The 17,797-nt window shown below is 74.7% G+C and carries 17 protein-coding genes; 6 read left to right on the top strand and 11 right to left on the bottom strand.

Annotation, left to right across the window (positions count from 1 at the left end):
* Positions 1 to 86: 86 nt before the first annotated feature.
* Complete coding sequence (locus J3473_RS07695; protein ID WP_207022620.1) at positions 87 to 1,655, bottom strand: acyl-CoA carboxylase subunit beta; 1,569 nt, start codon at positions 1,653 to 1,655, stop codon at positions 87 to 89.
* Complete coding sequence (locus tag J3473_RS07690; RefSeq protein WP_207022619.1) at positions 1,652 to 2,839, bottom strand: acyl-CoA dehydrogenase family protein; 1,188 nt, start codon at positions 2,837 to 2,839, stop codon at positions 1,652 to 1,654. Before J3473_RS07690 ends, J3473_RS07695 begins: the two co-directional genes overlap by 4 nt.
* Before the next feature lie 139 nt (positions 2,840 to 2,978).
* Here J3473_RS07690 and J3473_RS07685 point away from each other — a divergent pair, with 139 nt between their 5' ends.
* The gene (locus J3473_RS07685; RefSeq protein ID WP_207022983.1) at positions 2,979 to 3,380 is read left to right on the top strand and encodes a MerR family DNA-binding transcriptional regulator; all 402 of its coding nucleotides are present in this window, start codon (positions 2,979 to 2,981) and stop codon (positions 3,378 to 3,380) included.
* Positions 3,381 to 3,415: 35 nt separating this feature from the next.
* Here the strand turns inward: J3473_RS07685 and J3473_RS07680 are convergent, their stop codons facing one another.
* The 3 genes from J3473_RS07680 to J3473_RS07670 all read right to left on the bottom strand — a co-directional run bounded on the left by J3473_RS07680 (position 3,416) and on the right by J3473_RS07670 (position 6,466).
* Positions 3,416 to 4,333, bottom strand: a complete 918-nt coding sequence (locus J3473_RS07680; RefSeq protein ID WP_207022618.1) for a PfkB family carbohydrate kinase — start codon at positions 4,331 to 4,333, stop codon at positions 3,416 to 3,418.
* 28 nt (positions 4,334 to 4,361) lie between these two features.
* Positions 4,362 to 5,222 carry a tryptophan 2,3-dioxygenase gene (locus tag J3473_RS07675; RefSeq protein WP_207022617.1) on the bottom strand — a complete coding sequence of 287 codons (861 nt, stop codon included), beginning with the start codon at positions 5,220 to 5,222 and terminating at the stop codon, positions 4,362 to 4,364.
* A gap of 215 nt (positions 5,223 to 5,437) precedes the next feature.
* The gene (locus J3473_RS07670; protein WP_207022616.1) at positions 5,438 to 6,466 is read right to left on the bottom strand and encodes a hypothetical protein; all 1,029 of its coding nucleotides are present in this window, start codon (positions 6,464 to 6,466) and stop codon (positions 5,438 to 5,440) included.
* 81 nt (positions 6,467 to 6,547) lie between these two features.
* Here J3473_RS07670 and J3473_RS07665 point away from each other — a divergent pair, with 81 nt between their 5' ends.
* From J3473_RS07665 to J3473_RS07655, 3 genes are read left to right on the top strand one after another with little or no spacing between them, the layout of a single operon-like run.
* Positions 6,548 to 7,498: a 1-phosphofructokinase family hexose kinase gene (locus J3473_RS07665; protein WP_207022615.1), complete on the top strand. Its 951-nt coding sequence runs from the start codon at positions 6,548 to 6,550 to the stop codon at positions 7,496 to 7,498.
* Positions 7,495 to 8,502 carry a LacI family DNA-binding transcriptional regulator gene (locus J3473_RS07660; RefSeq protein ID WP_207022614.1) on the top strand — a complete coding sequence of 336 codons (1,008 nt, stop codon included), beginning with the start codon at positions 7,495 to 7,497 and terminating at the stop codon, positions 8,500 to 8,502. The genes J3473_RS07665 and J3473_RS07660 overlap by 4 nt, the downstream gene beginning before the upstream one ends.
* Positions 8,499 to 9,869, top strand: coding sequence for an L-fuculokinase (locus J3473_RS07655; protein ID WP_207022613.1), 1,371 nt, complete (start codon positions 8,499 to 8,501; stop codon positions 9,867 to 9,869). Before J3473_RS07660 ends, J3473_RS07655 begins: the two co-directional genes overlap by 4 nt.
* A gap of 39 nt (positions 9,870 to 9,908) precedes the next feature.
* On the opposite strand, the gene J3473_RS07650 is transcribed toward J3473_RS07655, so the two are convergent.
* The 3 genes from J3473_RS07650 to J3473_RS07640 all read right to left on the bottom strand — a co-directional run bounded on the left by J3473_RS07650 (position 9,909) and on the right by J3473_RS07640 (position 13,202).
* The gene (locus J3473_RS07650) at positions 9,909 to 10,406 is read right to left on the bottom strand and encodes a GDYXXLXY domain-containing protein (RefSeq protein WP_207022612.1); all 498 of its coding nucleotides are present in this window, start codon (positions 10,404 to 10,406) and stop codon (positions 9,909 to 9,911) included.
* The gene (locus J3473_RS07645) at positions 10,403 to 11,668 is read right to left on the bottom strand and encodes a DUF2157 domain-containing protein (protein ID WP_207022611.1); all 1,266 of its coding nucleotides are present in this window, start codon (positions 11,666 to 11,668) and stop codon (positions 10,403 to 10,405) included. Before J3473_RS07645 ends, J3473_RS07650 begins: the two co-directional genes overlap by 4 nt.
* A gap of 520 nt (positions 11,669 to 12,188) precedes the next feature.
* Positions 12,189 to 13,202 (bottom strand): EamA family transporter, encoded by a 1,014-nt coding sequence (locus tag J3473_RS07640; protein WP_207022610.1) that lies wholly within the window; start codon positions 13,200 to 13,202, stop codon positions 12,189 to 12,191.
* Positions 13,203 to 13,241: 39 nt separating this feature from the next.
* Between J3473_RS07640 and J3473_RS07635 the strand changes: the two genes are divergently transcribed.
* Both J3473_RS07635 and J3473_RS07630 read left to right on the top strand, forming a co-directional pair.
* Complete coding sequence (locus J3473_RS07635) at positions 13,242 to 13,727, top strand: MarR family winged helix-turn-helix transcriptional regulator (RefSeq protein ID WP_030527702.1); 486 nt, start codon at positions 13,242 to 13,244, stop codon at positions 13,725 to 13,727.
* Between the two features lie 92 nt (positions 13,728 to 13,819).
* Positions 13,820 to 15,622, top strand: a complete 1,803-nt coding sequence (locus J3473_RS07630; protein ID WP_207022609.1) for a biotin carboxylase N-terminal domain-containing protein — start codon at positions 13,820 to 13,822, stop codon at positions 15,620 to 15,622.
* Positions 15,623 to 15,737: 115 nt separating this feature from the next.
* On the opposite strand, the gene J3473_RS07625 is transcribed toward J3473_RS07630, so the two are convergent.
* The 3 genes from J3473_RS07625 to J3473_RS07615 all read right to left on the bottom strand — a co-directional run bounded on the left by J3473_RS07625 (position 15,738) and on the right by J3473_RS07615 (position 17,786).
* Positions 15,738 to 15,959: a hypothetical protein gene (locus J3473_RS07625; protein ID WP_207022608.1), complete on the bottom strand. Its 222-nt coding sequence runs from the start codon at positions 15,957 to 15,959 to the stop codon at positions 15,738 to 15,740.
* Positions 15,960 to 15,969: 10 nt separating this feature from the next.
* Positions 15,970 to 16,281 carry an antitoxin gene (locus J3473_RS07620; protein ID WP_207022607.1) on the bottom strand — a complete coding sequence of 104 codons (312 nt, stop codon included), beginning with the start codon at positions 16,279 to 16,281 and terminating at the stop codon, positions 15,970 to 15,972.
* A 104-nt stretch (positions 16,282 to 16,385) separates the two neighbouring features.
* Entirely contained in the window at positions 16,386 to 17,786 is a 1,401-nt protein-coding gene (locus J3473_RS07615; RefSeq protein WP_207022606.1) for an NAD(P)H-quinone dehydrogenase, read from the bottom strand.
* Positions 17,787 to 17,797 lie beyond the last annotated feature (11 nt).

Raw genomic sequence — 17,797 nt, 5'->3', positions numbered from 1 at the left:
CGAGTGAACAGAACACGCCGTGCGAGCGACCGCGCACGCGGCGTGTCCTGTTCACTCGACGGGTGGGCGCCGAGGGCTGGACGAGGTCAGACCGGGGGGACGTCTCGGCGCTTGGTCGAGAAGTGCCGGTCGCGGCGGGCGGCGTAGCGCAGCCGGTGCAGCAGCTCGGCCCGCAGCTCGTCGGCCTCCACCACCTGGTCGACGACGAGGTCGGCCGCGAGCCGCTCGAGGTCGACGTCCTCGAGGTACTCGGCCCGCCGCGCCTCGACGAACGCGTCGCGCGCCTCGGCCCCCTCGGCGGCCTCGATCTCGGCGATCTTGTTGGCGTACACCGCGTTGACGGCGGCTTCGGGCCCCATGACGGCGATGCGCGCCGTCGGCAGCGCGATCGTCGCGTCGGGGCCGAAGCCCGGCCCGCCCATCGCGTAGAGCCCTGCGCCGTAAGCCTTTCGAACGACGACGCAGAACTGCGGCACGGTCGCGGAGGCGACGGCCGAGACCATCTTCGCGCCGTGCCGGATGATGCCGCCGCGCTCGACCTCGGAGCCGATCATGAAGCCGGGGACGTCGGCGAGGTAGACGAGCGGGATCGAGAACGCGTCACACAGCCAGATGAACCGGGCAGCCTTGTCGGCGGAGTCGGTGAACAGCACGCCGCCCTTGACGGCCGAGTTGTTGGCGACGATGCCGATCGACTCCCCCGCCATCCGGCCGAAGCCGACGACGAGCTCGGGGGCGAAGAGGGGCTTGATCTCGAAGAAGCTGTCGTCGTCGACGAGGCCGTCGATCAGCTCGTGGACGTCGAACGGCTGGCTCTCGCGCTCGGGGACGCTGGCCTGCGTCAGCGGCGCGGTCGGCTCCTCCGCGTGGTAGCTCGGCGTGGGGACGCGCCACGAGTCGGGCACGTACGAGAAGTACAGGCGTGCGAGCTCGATGGCCTCGGTGTCGTCGGCGGCGAGCAGGTCGCCGACGCCCGAGACGGTGCAGTGCATCCGGGCACCGCCCATCTCCTCGAGCGACACCCTCTCGCCGACGACCATCTCGGCCATCCGCGGGCTGCCGAGGTACATCGAGGCGTTCCCCTCGACCATGATGATGACGTCGCAGAAGCTCGGGATGTACGCGCCGCCGGCGGCCGACGGGCCGAAGAGGCAGCAGATCTGCGGGACCTTGCCCGAGAGCGCGACCTGGTGGTGGAAGATCCGCCCCGCCCCGCGACGGCCGGGGAACATCTCGACCTGGTCGGTGATCCGGGCGCCCGCGGAGTCGACGAGCCAGAAGACCGGCAGCTCCTCGCGCAGTGCGGTCTCCGTGGCGCGCACGATCTTCTCGACCGTGCGGGCACCCCACGACCCCGCCTTGACGGTCGGGTCGTTGGCGATGACGACGACGGGCCGGTCCTCGACCGTGCCGCGCCCGGTGACCACGCCGTCGGCGGGCAGCCCGGCCGCGCGCGAGTTGGCGTAGCGGCCGTCCTCGACGAACGAGCCCTCGTCGAGCAGCAGCGCGATGCGGTCGCGGACGTAGAGCTTGCCCTGGGCGGCGAGCTTGGCCGCCGCCTTCTCCGTCGGCGCGGCCGAGGCCGCGTGGGCGGCCTGCAGCCGAGCGCGGACGTCGGCGACGCGGGCGTCGGTGGTCACGGGGTCGATGCTCATGCCGGGAGGCCGAGGCCCTTCGCGAGGACCATCCGCTGGACCTCGGAGGTGCCCTCGCCGATCTCGAGGATCTTCGCGTCGCGGTAGAAGCGCGCCACCGGGTACTCCTCCATGAAGCCGTTGCCGCCGAAGACCTGGGTCGCGATGCGGGTCGCGGTGACCGCGGCCTCGGAGGTGTAGAGCTTCGCCTTCGCGGCGGCCTGCTTGACCTCCTCGACCGAGCGGCGGCCGGCCTCGTGCTCGTCCTTGAGCCAGGCGGCGCGGTAGGTGAGCAGGCGGGCGGCGTCCTCCATGACGGCGAGGTCGGCGACGGGGAAGGCCACGCCCTGGTTGACGCCGATCGGGCGACCGAAGGCGGTGCGGGACTTCGCGTACGCCGCGGCCTCCTCCCGCATCCGCGTGATGAGGCCGAGCGCGAGCGCGCTGATCGCGATGCGCCCGTCGTCGAGGGTCTTGAGGAACTGGTGGAAACCGCGTCCGCGCTCGCCGAGGAGGTTCGCCTCCGGGACGCGGCACCCGGCGAACGAGAGGCCGTGGGTGTCGGAGATGTTCCAGCCCATCTTCTGGTAGGCCGGCTCGACGGTGAACCCGGTTGTGCCGGAGGGGATCATGATGGCGCTGATCTCGGGGCGGCCGTTCTCGAGCGTGCCGGTGCGCGCCGTGACCGTGACGACCGAGGTGATGTCGGTGCCGGAGTTCGTGATGAACGCCTTCGCCCCGTCGACGACCCACTCGCCGCCGTCGAGCACCGCCTTGGTGCGGGTGGCGCCGGCGTCCGACCCGGCGTCCGGCTCGGTGAGGCCGAAGCCGGCGAGCGCACGGCCGGCGACGAGGTCGGGCAGGAAGCGCCCCTTCTGCTCCTCGCTGCCGTACGTGAGGATCGGGTTGATGCCGAGGCCGACCCCGGCCGAGAGCGTGATGCCGATCGACTGGTCGACCCGGCCGAGCTCCTCGATGGCGATGCACAGGCTCGTGAACGCTCCGCCGTCGGCGTCCTCGAGCGACCCGCCGAACGCCTCGGGGACGACGAGCCCGAAGAGCCCGAGCTCCCCCATCCGCGGCACGAGGTCGGCCGGGAAGTGGTGGTCGCGGTCCCACTGCGCGACGTGCGGCTCGACGGCGTCGGTCGCGAACTCGCGGACGACCGCCCGGAAGTCCTCGTGGTCCTTGCTGAGCTCGTACATGGGCGCCCCTTCGCGCTCGAGGTGCACGGCCCCGGGTCACGGCGGCCGGCGGTGGTCACGTTCTTGACGTTGACGTCAACGTAAAGCAATACTCACCCCCGTGACAAGCCAGCGCACCTCCCCCGGCACGACGGACGTCCTGCCCGACGAGGTCGACCCGGCGGCCGACACGACGTGGACGATCGCCGAGGTCGCCGACGAGTTCGGCGTCACCCACCGCACCGTGCGTCACTACGAGGACCTCGGCCTCATCTCCCCCGAGCGCCGCGGCACCACGCGCGTCTACCACCGGCGCGACCGCACCCGCCTCGGGCTCGTCCTGCGCGGCAAGCGCCTCGGGTTCCCGCTCGAGGAGATCCGCACGATCATTGACCTCTACGACGCACCGCGCGGCCGGCGCAGCCAGCTCGAGTACGTCCTCGCCCAGATCGACGAGCGCCGGGCCGACCTCGAGCAGCGCCGCCGCGACCTCGAGGCCGCGCTCGCCGAGCTCGACGGCTTCGAGCGCCGCTGCCGCGAGGACCTCGGCCGGATAGGCTGAGCCCGCGCACCCCGATCACCCGCCGGTGCTCCGGCTCAGCCCGCCAGGAAGGCGTCGACCTCGGCGCGCGTCGGGGCAGTGTCCGGGCCGCGCCGCGTGACCTTGAGGGCGGCCGCCGCGTTGGCGCGCACGGCCGCGTCGACCCACGAGAGCCCGGCCGCGCGCTCGGCGAGCAGCACCCCGGTGTGGGTGTCGCCGGCGCCGTTGGTGTCGACCGGGCGCTGCGGGTGGCCCGGCAGCACGTCGACGCGCCCGTCCGCGCGCACGAGGCATCCGCGCGGGCCGTCACGGACGACGGTGACGGCGTCCGGCCGCAGGATGCCGGCCACGACCTGCGCCGCCTCCTGCAGGCCGCGCAGCCCCGCGAGCGCCTCCGACTCCTCGGCGTTGCCCGTCCACACGGTCGTGCGCGCCAGCAGCGCGTCGCGGACGGCGGGGGGCACCTCGGCGAAGGCGGCGCCGGGGTCGAGGACGACCTGCACACCGTCGTCGAGCGTGCCCAGCCACTCCATCAGCGGGTCGCGCGTGCGCCCGACCAGCGAGTAGCCGCTGACGCACACGAAGTCGCCCGCGACCGGCGCGCTCGTCGCCAGGGAGGCGACCGTGATCTCGCGCTCGGCGCCCTGGGTCGTCACGAAGCTGCGCTCCGCGCTCGGCTCGACGAGGACGATGCAGACCCCCGTGTCCGAGCCCTCGACCGGCGGGGCCGCCGCCTCCACGCCGTCCGCGGCGAGCGAGGCCCGCACGAGGTCGCCGTTCGGGCCGGTCCCGATCGCGCCGGCGTGGACGGCCTGGGCCCCCGAGCGGGCCGCCGCGAGCAGGATGGTCACGGCGCCCCCGGCGTAGCGCCGGTAGGAGCTCGCCATGACGTTGCCGCCGCCCCGCGGGAGGGACGGCACCTCCATCACGGCGTCGACGAGGGCCTGCGCGGTGTGGATGACCCGGGGCGGCATGCCTCGACCCTAGTGAGACGCCCGCGGGTCAGCCGACCTGCGTGCGCACCTCGTAGAGCTCGGGGAAGAAGGTGAGGTCGAGCGCGCGGCGCAGGAAGTCGACGCCGCTCGACCCGCCCGTCCCGACCTTGTGACCGATGGTGCGCGTGACGACCTGGAGGTGGCGGAAGCGCCACTGCTGGAACAGGTCCTCGATGTCGACGAGCTCCTCGCAGGTCTCGTAGACGCCCCAGTGCTCGTCCGGGGCGGCGTACACCTCCGCGACCACGGCGACGAGGTCGTCGTCCAGGCGGTACGGCTGGCGGACGTCACGGTGCAGGACCGCCTCCGGGACGGCATACTCGCGGCGCGCGAGCAGGCGCAGGAACTCGTCGTAGAGCGTCGGCTCGGCGAGGAGCTCCCCGAGCAGGGCGCTCGCCCGGGCGTCGTGCTCGAAGACGCGGAGCATGTCGGCGTTCTTGTTGCCGAGGAGGAACTCGACCGCCCGGTACTGGTCGCTCTGGAAGCCCGAGCTCGTCGCGAGGAACGGGCGGATCTGCGCGTACTCGCTCGGCGTGAGGGTCGCGAGCACGTCCCACATCTCCACGAGCTGGCGCTGCACGTGCTTGACCCGCGCGAGCCGCTTGAGCGCCGGGGCGAGCTCGTCGGCGGCGAGCAGCGTTCGCGCGGAACGCAGCTCGTGCAGCAGGAGCTTGAGCCACAGCTCCGACACCTGGTGCTGCACGATGAAGAGCAGCTCGTCGTGCTGGGGCGGCTCGCTGCGGGGGTGCTGCGCCGACAGCAGCGTGTCGAGGTCGAGGTAGGCGCCGTACGACATCGCGGTGCCGAAGTCCCGCGAGATGCCCTCCTCGAGTGCTCGCTGGGCCCGGTCGACCGCGTCGTCGCTCATGGCCGCCATCGTGCCACCGCGCGCCGCCGTCCCGCCGCAGCCCCGACCCGCCCGAGGCGCGCACGAACCGGACCACGAAAAGCCCGCACATGCGGGGTTGTCGCGCCCGAGTTCCGTGCCGGACCACGGAAAGCCCGCACGTACGGGGTTGTCGCTGCCCGCACGCCTCCCGGACCACGAAAAGCCCGCACGTGCGGGGATGCCGCCCCGGGTGCTCAGGCCGTGACGGCGCCGCGGTACCAGTCCGGGCCGACGAGCGCCGCGACCTCGGCCGGGTCGACCGGCGTGAACGCCGGCGCCCCCCGACCCTCCAGCACCTCGGCGAGCTCGTCGAGGCGCCGGGCGGCGAGGTCGGCCCCCGCGGCGCGCGCCGTCGCGTCCATCCGGCCGACCGCGTCGCCCCAGATCGCGCGCCCGGCCATGAAGCCGCTGCAGCCGTGGTCGGCGGCGACGTCGAGCTGGGTGCGGAACCCCTCGTACGTCACCCCCGCCGAGAGCAGGACCCACGGCCCGGAGACCGCCTCGTCGAGGGCGGCACAGGCCTCGTGCGCGGCGTCGAGGTCGTCGAGGTCGAGGACGGGGAACTCGACCTTCATGATGTCCGCGCCGGCCTCCCGGAAGGAGCGGGCCGAGGCCAGGACGCTGCTGCGGCGCACGCGCTGCACCGCGGGGTCGGCGGTGTCCTCGTCGCCCGTCGGGAACCACAGCGGCTCGACGACGAGCGGCATCTGCAGGGCCCGGCACTGCGCCGCGGCGTCCGCGACGACGGCGTGCTGCTGCTCGACGACCTCGGCGGGCTGGTCCTCGCGGTGGAAGACGACGAGCTTGGCGGCGTCGGCCCCGAGCGTCGCGAGCACCCGCGGCCCCCACCCCTCTTTGAGGTGCAGCCCGGTGTCGAAGCCGACCGCGCTGTCCGGCCGGTAGTACAGGTCCTCGATGCCGCTGATGACGCCGACGTCACCGGGCACGACGCCGGCGGCGACGGACTGGCCGAAGCTCCAGACCGGGTCGACGAGCACCGAGGTCGCGTGCCGCGAAAGCACGCGTAGCATGTCGAGCTTGGACTCCACGACCTCCTCGAACGAGACGGCGTCGAGGTCGGCGTCGAAGAGACGCAGGTAGTTCTCGGGGTGGTCGATGGCCATCGTGCGGATGTGGCCGGCGGCGTCGCAGATGCGTGCGAGCCGGCGGTGCAGGCCGATGGTCGAGGGGGTCGGGACGCGAGGCGTTGACAGCGCTGTCATGCCGCCCTACGGTACGCGGAGCGAGGCGGTCCGACAAGACCCCGCGCGCCCCGACACCGCCGTCGCCCCGGAAGGACCTCCGTGCTCGTCGTCACCCCCAACACGTGTCTCGACGTCACCACGTGGCTCGGCGCGCTGACCCCGGGCACGGTCTCGCGGGCCTCGCGCACCGTCACGGTGGCCGGCGGCAAGGGGGTCAACGTCTGCCGCACCCTGCGCGTCCTCGGCCGCGAGCACCGCCTCCTCGGCCTCGCCCCGCGCGACGACGACCGGCTGCCGACCCTCCTCGCCGCCGAGGGCTGCGCCTTCGTCCCGGTCCCCCACGACGGGCAGGGGCGGCTCTCGCTGATCTTCCTCGAGGACGACGGACGCGCCACCGTCGTCAACGGCCTCGGCCCCGACCCCGCCGCGTGGGACCGCGACGCGCTGCTGCCCGCCGTCGAGGCGGCGCTCGTCGACGCACCCGCCGTCGCCTGCTCCGGGTCGCTGCCGCCGGGCCTGCCCGGCGACACCTACGGCCGGGTCGTCGAGCTGGCCCACGCCCGCGGGCTCGAGGCCTTCGTCGACGGCTCCCCCGCCGTCCTCGGCGCCGCGCTGCCCTTCGAACCGGACCTCGTGAGCCCCAACCTCGGTGAGGCAGAGGCCCTCCTGCACGGTCGCGCCGACGAGGCGGTCGAGGAGACGGGCGACGACCTCGTCGACCGGTGCGTCGCCGCGGCCCGCGACCTGCACGGGCGGGGCGCGCGACGGGCGGTCGTCACCGCGGGCTCGCACGGCGCCGCCCTCGCCACGTCGGCCGGTGCGTGGTGGCTCGGAGCGGCCCGCGTGCCGGTCGCCAACCCCATCGGCGCCGGCGACTCCTTCCTCGCCGGGACGGCCGACGCGCTCCTGTCCGGCGCCCCCGACGCCGAGGCCGTCCGCCGCGGGATGGCCGTGGCGGCCGCCGCCGTGCAGCACCCGTCCGGCGGGATGCTCGACGCGGCCCTCGTCGCCCCGGCGCTGGCCGCGCTGCCCGAGGCGGTGCCCGCGTGAGCCGGCCCACGATCTACGACGTCGCCCGCGAGTCGGGGGTCTCCATCAAGACCGTCTCGCGCGTCATCAACGACGCCCCCAACGTCCGCCCGGCCACGCTCGCCCGGGTGCGCACCGCGATCGACCTCCTCGGCTACCAGCCCGACCCGGCCGCGCAGCGGCTCGGCGGCGGGCGCCTGCCCACGGTCGGCGTCGTCGTCGACTCCATCGCCGACCCCTTCTTCGCCCAGCTCGCGGCGGTCGTCGAGTCACGCGCCGCGGCCGTCGGGATGGACGTGCTCATCGCCTCGACCGGCCTCGACGAGGAGCGGCTGCGCTCGCAGGTCGAGCGGCTCTCGCGGCGCGGTGTGGCGGGGCTCGTCGTCGCCCCCTTCGGTGACCCGGCGGCCGTCGCCGCGGCCCTGCCGTCCGACGTGCCGGTGGTCGTCGTCGACCGTCCCTGCGGCACGGTCGGCACCGACGCCGTCCGGGTCACGGACGAAGCGGGCGCGTACGAGGCCGTCCGGCACCTCGTCGACCACGGGCACCACCGCATCGGATTCGTCGGTCGCACAGGGCAGTTCGTCACGCTCGCCGACCGCTACCGCGGTTACGAGCGGGCGCTGCGGGAAGCCGGTCTCGAGGTCGACCCCACCCTCGTCGAGACACGGGCGTGGACGACCGAGGAGGCCCTGCCGCTCGTGACGCAGCTGCTCACCCGCACCGACGCCCCGACCGCCCTCCTCGCCGCGACCCCGATGACCGGGCTCGCCGTCCTCACGGCGCAGCAGCGCCTCAACCGCCGGGACGTCGCCCTTGTCGTCTTCGGCGACCTCCCGGGAGCAGAGCTGATGACACCACCCACGACCGTCGTTGACCAGCAGCCGACCGCGTTGGCGGAGACCGCGTTCGACCTCCTCCAGCGACGGCTGCGCGAGCCGTCCGCCGAGCCGCTCGACACCGTGCTGCCGACCCGGCTCGTGCCCCGCGGCTCCGGCGAGCTGCGACCGCGGGGTGCGGCATGAGCACCGTCGACCTCGGCATCGACCTCGGCACGACGATGACCAAGGTGGCCGCCGTCGACGAGGCCGGCGTGGTCGTCGGCGACGCGGCTGTCGCCACTGCCTGGAGCGAGCCCGGCGACGGCCGGTCCGAGCGCACGCCGGAGTCGGTCGTCGAGGCGGTCGAGCACCTGCTCGACGAGGTCGTGGCCGCCCTGCCCGCCGGCACGGGCGTCCGCTCCGTCGGCATCACCTCGATGGCGGAAGCAGGGACGCTGCTCGACGCCGACGGGGCCGCGCGCTCCCCCGTCATGGCCTGGCACGACCCGCGCGGCGACGAGCAGGCAGCGGTCCTGCCTGCGGACCTCGCCCGGGCCTTCCCGGAGCGCACGGGGCTGCCCGTCGGCCACGTCGCGACGCTCTTCAAGCTGCTCTGGCTGCGCGACGAGGGCCTGGACCTGCGCGGCCTGCAGTGGCTCGGCGCACCGGAGCTCGTCGTGCACCGGCTCGGGGGCCGACGCGTCGCCGAGCGCTCGCTGCTCGGGCGGACCGGGTTCTTCGACGTCCACACCGGCGGATGGTGGGGCCCGGGCCTCGACCTGCTCGGGGTCGACGGCTCGCTCGTGCCCGACGCGGTCGCGGCCGGCGAGCCGGTCGGCACCGTGCGCGCGGACCATCCCGTCGTCCCCCTGCGCGGCGCGGTCCTCACGATGGCCGGCCACGACCACGCGGTGGCCGCGGCCGCGACGGGTTGCGGCACACCGGGATCGGCCCTCGACAGCTTCGGCACGGCCGAGGCCTGGCTCGCGGCGTCCGACCACGTCCCCGAGCCGGCGGTCGTCGGCCGCCTGTCGCACGAGGGCATCTCCGTGTACCCGCACGTCGTGCGCGGCAGCACGGCCCTCATCGGCGGGACCCGGACCGGGCTCGTGCTCAAACGGGTCCAACGCATCCTCGGAGCCACCGAGGACCCCGCGCGTTCGGAGCTCGACGCCGCTGCGCTCCTGCTGGCGCCGGGTGACTCGGCGGACGTCCGCGTCACGGGCTTCGGGATGGAGGACCGTGAGGTCGTCGTGCACCTCGGGTCCGACCACCACACCCCGGCCCACGTCTGGCGGGCCGCCCTCGACGGCGGCACGGCGCGCGGGCGGGCTGTCCTCGCGACCCTCGAGCGGGCCGGCGTGCCCGTCGAGCGCATCGTCGTCGCCGGCGGGTGGGCCCGGATGCGGTCCGTCGTCGCGGCGCGCGGCGACCTCGCGCCCCTCGTCGAGGTCGGCGACGTCGAGCAACCCGGCACCTGGGGCGCCGCGCGGTTCGGGGCCTGGGCCGCGACCGGCGGCGCGTCGGGCGACCCGGACCCGCGGCCGCCGGCGGACTGGTTCGCGCACTAGGGGGCGCTGCCGTCGTAGGGCGGTGCCGCGGCTCGGGTGTCAGGGATCGACGGAGACGTCGACGAGCGCCGCGTGGCCTCGTGCGTCGACGCGCACCGTCGCGACGGCGCGCCCCGCGCGGACCGCCTCCGCGAGCGCCGCGGCGCGGTCCTGCGGCAGGAACCAGCTCTCGATGCCGCACCGCAGGCGCCATCCCGCGTCGTCACACCGGAGGAAGGGCCCGTCCTCGGGGGCCGAGCGGCGGACCGGCCCGCCGACCCACACCTCGCCCGAGCGGGTCAGGGGGACGAAGGCCGTGCCCCGAGCCTCGGGCGGCTCGGCGTCGGGCCGGTCGCCGGTCCCGGCACTGTCCGGGAGGTCGGGGTAGGTGAGGTCGACGTAGGCGCCACGGAAGGGGTCGTAGGGGTCGACGGGCGCGACCCGCAGGCGCACCTCGTCACCGGTGAGCCTGGCGGACAGCGGAGCCCAGACGGCGACGCCGACGAGCAGGAGCTGGGCGAGGGTGGCGGCGACGACGCGTCCCGTACGGCCGGTCACGAACGCGCCTCCCGGCCCTCGGCGACGAGGCGTCGGCGCCCCCGGTCGGCGACGACGCCGGTGCCGAGGAGGACCACGCCGACGGCGAGGAAGAGCACGGCCCCGGAGAGCACCGGCGCGAACACCGCGAAGGCCTGGACGGTCGTGAAGAGGACGAGCGCGGCGGTGGCCACCCAGGTGAGCCGCTCGGAGTCGCGCATCCCGCCGAGGACGGCGTAGCCGCTCGTCACGGCGAGGTAGACGAGGACCGCGACGACCGCCCGAGCCCAGTCGGACGGTGTCGGGTCCGCCAGGCCACCGAGTCCGGCCGACGCCCGCCACAGCCCGAGGACGACGACGCCGACGAGGGTGACCGCCGCGAGCGCGATCTCGGTGCGGCCGAGGCGGTCGGCCCCCAGGGTCGCGGCGAGGGCGACGGCCGCGGCGACGCCGAGCGCGATGACGAAGACGGCGCCGGCCCGCTCACCGCCGTCGTCGACCGGGAGCGCGGCGACGAAGAGGCTGCCCAGGGCCAGCGCGGCTCCGAGCTCGCGCCACGCGACGCCCAGCGCCCGCCAGTCGCGCAGCGGGCCGTCGAGGCGCAGGTGGAGGACCCCGACGGCGACCGCGGCCAGCGCGGCGGCCGCGACGGTGAGGGTCACCCCGAGGACGGTGCGGCCCGCGTCGGCGGCGCTCCACACCGTCCAGATGCTGCCGAGCACGACGCCGAGGACGACCGGCCCGACGCCGACGACGGCGTAGCCGTAGAGCAGCACCCCGGCGGCCCACAGCCCGACGAGGCCCGGCCGGTCGGCGGGGACCTGGAGGCTCTGGGCGGCCTGGAAGACGACCGCCCCGAAGGCGGCCGCGGCGAGCAGCCGGACGGCACCGACGACCGGGGAGGCGACGTCGCCGAGGTGCTCACGTCGTCGCTGGAGGACCTCCGCTGTGACGACGAGCCCGAGCCAGACGAGCGCCACGAGGAGGATGCGGACGAGCGGCGAGACCGCGTCGAGGTTGGCCGCGACGGTCCACACGAGGCCGATGCCGACGAAGGCCGCCCCGAGGGTGAGCACGATCCGCGCGAGGGTGAGGCGGCGGTGGGCGACGTAGCGGGCGCGCAGGCGGTCGGCGGTGGGTGCGTCGACGAGGCCCTCGGACTGCCAGGCGGTGAGCTGGGTGTCGAGCCACGCCAGCTGGCCCGGCGTGGCCGGGTGGCGGAGCGTGGGGGCGCCGTCCGGGTCCGGGTGGGTCGCCGCTGCGGTGCTGGGGGGCGAGGTCATCGCGGTGCTCCTCGAGGAGAGCGGGCCCGGGTCCGGGTTCACCGCCAGTGTCCCGCGCCCCTCCCGGCGGGGCCATGGGCACTCGTGCTCAGACGGTGTCTCGTCGGCCACGTCGACCGGACCGGGTGGCCGCGGGCCGCGCGGAGGCCGACCGCACCCGGGACCCCGACGCCCGCCCCACGAATCCCGGGTGTCACTCGTGTCGCCGGCCGACGGACAACCCCGTGCCCCGATCTCCATGCGCACCGAAAGGGAAACCATGCGGAGCCGAAGGGAAACCTTGCGGAGCGGCAGGGAAACCATGCGGAGCCGAAGGGAAACCTTGCGGAGCGGAAGGGAAACGTTGCCGGGCGCAAGCATCGGGGCGGCGACGCCGCGAGGTGGTTGCCGGTGGAAGGGAAACCTTCCGCGGCGCATGGAGGCTGGGAGAACACCTGTCCCGGGCCGGTTCTCAGGTCGGCGGGCCCGCGCACCCGGGGGCCATCGCACCTCGAGCCGAGGTGGTTCCCCCTCCACGCCCCTACGAGCGGCAGGCCGCGGGCTCGGACGGCTCGCGGACCGCGTCGGCCGCCCCCTCGCGCTCCGACGTCCGGCCGTCGGAGCGCGATCCGCGCGGTACGCCCGCCCCGACCCGGTGGCCCCGCACGCGCTGCGCCCACCCCGCGGCCGCGGCACGCACCGGCGCCTGGGCCACCAGCACCCCACCGAGGACGACGAGCATCGCCCCGAGCTGCACCCACCCGAAGCCCTCGCCCAGCAGGACCACCCCGAGCACCGTCCCGACGACCGGGTTGAGCAGCCCTACCACCGCGACGGCGCCGGCGTCCATCCGGGTCAGCCCGCGGAACCACACGACGTACCCGACCACCGACCCGACGAGCCCGAGCCACAGCAGCGCCAGCACCGCCGCCCCGTCCAGCGCCGGCGGCGCCCCCTCGACCACCAGCGCCACCGGCACGAGCACCAGACCACCGGCCACCAGCTGCCACGCCGTCGTCGCGAGCACGGCGTCGCGCGGTGTCCAGCGCCGCACCAGCACGAACCCCACCGACGCCGACACGACGGCCCCGACCGACGCCGCCACCCCGACCGGGTCGACGGACCCCGCCGCCCCGCTCCCCGCGGAGACCAGCACGACCACTCCCCCGATGCCGGCCACCGCCGCGAGCACCGCGACCCACGGCTGGCGCTCCCCGAGCAGCAGCCACGCCACACCCATGACCACCAACGGGGAGACCGCGGTCAGCGTCGACGCCAACCCGCTCGGCAGCCGGTAGGCCGCGACGTACACGAGCCCGAAGAAGACCGCGTGGTTGAGCGTCCCCAGCACCGCCGCCCGACCCCACCACGCACCGCGCGGCCGCCGCCGCACCCAGAGCAGCAGCAGCACCCCCGCCGGGAGGATGCGCATGACCGCGGCGAACAGCGGGCGACCCGGCGGCAGCCAGAGCTGCGTCACCGCGTACGTCGACCCCCACACCACCGGAGCGACCGCCGTCACGAGCACCGTCCGCATCCCCGCTGTGTCTTCCATGGAAGAGACATTACCTTCCACGGAAGATATTGTCGAGGGATGGACCACGTCGCCACCGTCCACGCGCAATGGCGCACCGAGCGCCCCGACCTCGACACCACCCCGCTCCTCGTCATCGGACGCATCCACCGCATCGCGGCCGCCCTGACCCCCGAGCTGACCGCCGTCTACGCCGAGTTCGGCCTCGGCGAGGGCGAGTTCGACGTCCTCGCCACGCTCCGCCGCCAGGGCGAGCCCTTCACCCTCTCCCCCGGCGAGCTCGCCGAGCGGACGATGGTCACCTCCGGCGCCGTGAGCAAGCGCCTCGACCGGCTGCAGGCACGCGGCCTCGTCGAGCGACGGGCCGACGCCACCGACGGCCGCGCCCGCACCGTCGTCCTCACACCGGCGGGCCGCACCCTCATCGACGACGCGATGGCCGCCCACGTGGCCAACGAGGCCCGGCTGCTCGAGGCCCTCGGCGCCCGCGACCGCGACACCCTCGCCCGCCTGCTGGCGCGCCTCGCGGAGTCCCTCGGCGCCTGAGCAGAGCCCGCGCCGAGCACCCCGACCACGTGTGAGGGAGACCTCGCCGCGCCCCCGGGTGGGCGGCGCACGGGACCGATAGAGTCCGAGACATGCCGATCAGCAAGGTCCTCATCGCGAACCGGGGCGAGATCGCGGTGCGCATCGCCCGTGCCTGCAAGGACTCCGGGGTCGCGTCCGTCGCGGTCTACGCCGAGCCCGACCGGGACGCCCTCCACGTCAAGGTCGCCGACGAGGCCTACGCCCTCGGCGGCTCCACCCCCGGCGACTCCTACCTCCTGCAGGACAAGCTCATCGAGGTCGCGCAGCGGGCCGGCGCCGACGCCGTCCACCCCGGCTACGGCTTCCTCGCCGAGAACGCCGACTTCGCGCAGAAGGTCATCGACGCCGGCCTGACCTGGATCGGCCCCGGCCCCGAGGCCATCGACTCGCTCGGCGACAAGGTCAAGGCGCGGCACATCGCCCTCGCCGCCGATGCCCCGCTCGTCCCCGGCACCAAGGACCCGGTCGAGGGCCCCGACGAGGTCGTCGCCTTCGCGCAGGAGCACGGCCTCCCCGTCGCCATCAAGGCGGCGTACGGCGGTGGCGGCCGCGGCCTCAAGGTCGCCCGCACCATCGAGGAGATCCCCGAGCTGTTCGACTCCGCGGTGCGCGAGGCGGTCACCGCCTTCGGCCGCGGCGAGTGCTTCGTCGAGCGCTTCCTCGACCACCCCCGCCACGTCGAGACCCAGTGCCTCGCCGACCAGCACGGCAACGTCGTCGTCGTCTCGACGCGTGACTGCTCCCTCCAGCGCCGCAACCAGAAGCTCGTCGAGGAGGCGCCGGCCCCGTTCCTCACCGAGGAGCAGCACACCGAGCTCCTCCGCGCGAGCAAGGAGATCCTCCGCAAGGCCGGCTACGTCGGCGCCGGCACCTGCGAGTTCCTCGTCGGGCCGCAGGGCGACATCAGCTTCCTCGAGGTCAACACCCGCCTCCAGGTCGAGCACCCCGTCTCCGAGGAGGTCACCGGCATCGATCTCGTCCGTGAGCAGCTGCGCATCGCGAACGGCGAGTCCCTCGACTACCCCGACCCCGAGCCGCACGCGCACTCCATCGAGTTCCGCATCAACGGCGAGGACGCCGGCCGGAACTTCCTCCCCGCCCCCGGGACCGTGTCGCGGATGGTCGTGCCGCAGGGGCCGGGCGTGCGCTGGGACGCCGGCATCGTCGAGGGCGACACCGTCGCCGGCGCGTTCGACTCGATGATCGCCAAGCTCGTCGTCACCGGCCGCACCCGGCAGCAGGCGCTCGAGCGCTCCCGTCGCGCGCTCGCCGAGCTCGTCGTCGAGGGGATGCCGACCGTCGTCCCCTTCCACCGCAAGGTCGTCGCCGACCCGGCCTTCGCGCCGGCCGACCCCGACGAGAAGTTCACCGTCCACACGCGCTGGATCGAGACCGAGTTCGACAACGACATCGAGCCGTACTCGGGCCCGGTCGGTGACGCCCCCGAGGCGCAGGAGCGCCAGACGGTCGTCGTCGAGGTCGGCGGCAAGCGGCTCGAGGTCTCCGTCCCCGGTGGCCTGTCCTTCGGCGGCGGCGGCGGTGGCGGCGCCGCGCACGGCGCGAAGAAGAAGGCCCCCCGGCGCTCCGGCGGTGGGTCCGGCGGCGCCGCGGCGTCCGGCGACTCCCTCACCGCCCCGATGCAGGGCACCATCGTCAAGGTCTCCGTCGAGGAGGGCGCGACCGTCGCCGCCGGCGACCAGGTCGTCGTCCTCGAGGCGATGAAGATGGAGCAGCCGATCACCGCGCACAAGGCCGGTGTCGTCACCGGCCTCAAGGCCGAGGTCGGTGGGACGGTCGCCAACGGTGCGGTCATCTGCGACATCAAGGACGCCGAGGCACCCGCCGACGCCTGACCGCCTCCCAGCGGGACGACTCCAGGCGGTCGACCCCGTCGAGTGAACAGAACACGCCGTCCGAGCCAGCGCTCGGACGGCGTGTTCTGTTCACTCGACGGGTGTGGTGGAGCCGCTACCCCAGGTCACGGCGGGGCTGGGGGTCGTCACCGGTCCCCGGCGCGGGGTTGGGCGCGACCGGCGCCGGGTCCGCGGGGTCGTGAGGGTGCCACGGCTCGACGGGGTCGGGGTCGAGGGTGTCCGGCGCGTCGGGGTCGACCGGGTCCGGGGCCACGGGTGCCGCGGGCAGGTCCTCGTCGGGCAGGTCGGGGACGTCGGGGCCGGGCTCGGCGCTCATCCCGCCCGCCTCAGTGGGTCGGACCGGACGACGGCGGGGGCGGCGGGGGCACCTGACCGCCACCGGAGGGCGGCGGGGGCGGGGGCACCTGGCCCCCACCGGAGGTCGGCCCACTGGACCCGCCGTGCGGCGGCAGCCCGAGCCCCTTGCACAACGCGTCGCTGCCCTTGTCGACCTTCGCCGAGTGCGTCGGCCCGGCCTTGGACCGCACGAAGCCCTCCACCTTGCCGATGGCCTCGTCGGCCTTCTGCGGGTTGTTGCGGGCGTAGTCCTTGACCTTCGTGACGGCGGCGATGAGCGCCGCGGCGCGACCCTTGGCCATGTCGTCCTCCTCGGGGATGGGGTGTCTGAAGGGACAACCCATCCTGCCCGAGCAAGGTTCCCGGCGGGCCGGGCGCGACGCAGCAGCGACGGCGTCGCCGCAGGTCAGGCGATGGGGTGCAGCCGGCGCGCGGCCTCGGCGAGCGAGCCGGACAGCGACGGGTACACCGTGAAGGTCGACGCGACCTGGTCGACGTTGAGGCGGTGCTGCACGGCGAGGGTCACCGGGAAGATCAGCTCGGAGGCGCGCGGCGCGACGACGACGCCGCCGACGACCGCCCCCGAGCCCTTCTGCGCGAACAGCTTGACGAAGCCGTCGGTGATGCCGAGCATCTTCGCGCGCGGGTTGCGCGACAGCGGCAGCATGAGGACCTCGGCGTCGACACGCTCCTCGTCGACGTCCTTCTGCGAGATGCCGACCGTGGCGATCTCGGGGTCGGTGAAGATGTTCGCCGACACGACACCGAGGTTGAGCGGTGCGACGGCGTCCCCGAGGGCGTGCGCGATCGCGATGCGCCCCTGCATCGCCGCGACGGACGCCAGCGGCAGCACGCCGGTGCAGTCCCCGGCCGCGTAGACGCCGCGGACGGACGTGCGCGAGACGCGGTCGACGACGACGTGGCCCGAGGGCGCGAGCTCGACCCCGACCTCCTCGAGGCCGATGCCCCGCGTCGACGGCACCGACCCGACCGCCAGCAGCGCGTGAGTCCCGGTGACCTCCCGGCCGTCCTCGAGGCGCACGAGCACGCCGTCGCCGGTGCGCTCGACGGCGGCCATCCGCGAGCGACCGAGCACCTCCATCCCGCGCTTGCGGAACACCTCCTCGATGACCGAGGCGGCGTCGGGGTCCTCGCCCGGCAGGACCCGGTCGCGGGAGGAGACGAGGACGACCTCGGACCCAAGACCGAGGTAGGCCTGCGCGAGCTCGGCGCCGGTGACGCCGGACCCGACGACGACGAGCCGCCGCGGCAGCTCGGGCAGGTCGTAGATCTGCTGCCAGGTGAGGATGCGCTCGCCGTCGGGCACGGCGGTGTCCATCACGCGGGGCGAGGCGCCGGTGGCGACGAGGACGACGTCGGCGTCGAGCTGCTCGTCGTCGACGCGGACGGTGCTCGACGAGACGAGCGAGCCGGTGCCCTCGACGACGCGGACGCCGACCTCGCGCAGGCGCGCGCGGATGTCGTCGCTCTGCGCGCGGGCCAGGCGCAGGACCCGTCGGTTGACCTCGGGCAGGTCGGCGATCGCGTCGGAGACCTCGTCGCCCTCCTGGTCCTCGAGGTGGACGCCGAGGTCGGCCGCGGTCTCGAAGTCGCTCATGTAGTCGGCGGTCGAGATGAGAGCCTTGGACGGCACGCAGTCGGTGAGCACCGCGGCGCCCCCGATGCCGGTGCGCTCGACGACGGTGACGTCGGCGCCGACGTGGGCGGCGACGAGGGCGGCCTCGTAGCCACCCGGTCCCCCGCCGAGGATGACGACTCTGCTCGACCGCGCGTTCACGGCCACCATCCAACCACTCC

Source organism: Phycicoccus sp. DTK01 (assembly GCF_017312765.1).
In the GTDB taxonomy this organism is placed as follows: Bacteria; Actinomycetota; Actinomycetes; order Actinomycetales; family Dermatophilaceae; genus Phycicoccus; species Phycicoccus jejuensis.
The sequence above is the reverse complement of the archived record's forward strand: the minus strand, read 5'-3'. Positions and strand labels throughout refer to the sequence as shown.

Coding starts and splice junctions, on each gene's coding strand:
- J3473_RS07680 (WP_207022618.1), bottom strand. CDS start 4,333: ATGCCGCCCCGGGTCATCCACACCGCGCAGGCCCTCGTCGACGCCGTG.
- J3473_RS07635 (WP_030527702.1), top strand. CDS start 13,242: ATGGACCACGTCGCCACCGTCCACGCGCAATGGCGCACCGAGCGCCCC.
- J3473_RS07645 (WP_207022611.1), bottom strand. CDS start 11,668: ATGACCTCGCCCCCCAGCACCGCAGCGGCGACCCACCCGGACCCGGAC.
- J3473_RS07675 (WP_207022617.1), bottom strand. CDS start 5,222: ATGAGCGACGACGCGGTCGACCGGGCCCAGCGAGCACTCGAGGAGGGC.
- J3473_RS07625 (WP_207022608.1), bottom strand. CDS start 15,959: ATGAGCGCCGAGCCCGGCCCCGACGTCCCCGACCTGCCCGACGAGGAC.
- J3473_RS07655 (WP_207022613.1), top strand. CDS start 8,499: ATGAGCACCGTCGACCTCGGCATCGACCTCGGCACGACGATGACCAAG.
- J3473_RS07640 (WP_207022610.1), bottom strand. CDS start 13,202: ATGGAAGACACAGCGGGGATGCGGACGGTGCTCGTGACGGCGGTCGCT.
- J3473_RS07690 (WP_207022619.1), bottom strand. CDS start 2,839: ATGTACGAGCTCAGCAAGGACCACGAGGACTTCCGGGCGGTCGTCCGC.
- J3473_RS07695 (WP_207022620.1), bottom strand. CDS start 1,655: ATGAGCATCGACCCCGTGACCACCGACGCCCGCGTCGCCGACGTCCGC.
- J3473_RS07630 (WP_207022609.1), top strand. CDS start 13,820: ATGCCGATCAGCAAGGTCCTCATCGCGAACCGGGGCGAGATCGCGGTG.
- J3473_RS07615 (WP_207022606.1), bottom strand. CDS start 17,786: ATGGTGGCCGTGAACGCGCGGTCGAGCAGAGTCGTCATCCTCGGCGGG.
- J3473_RS07670 (WP_207022616.1), bottom strand. CDS start 6,466: ATGACAGCGCTGTCAACGCCTCGCGTCCCGACCCCCTCGACCATCGGC.
- J3473_RS07620 (WP_207022607.1), bottom strand. CDS start 16,281: ATGGCCAAGGGTCGCGCCGCGGCGCTCATCGCCGCCGTCACGAAGGTC.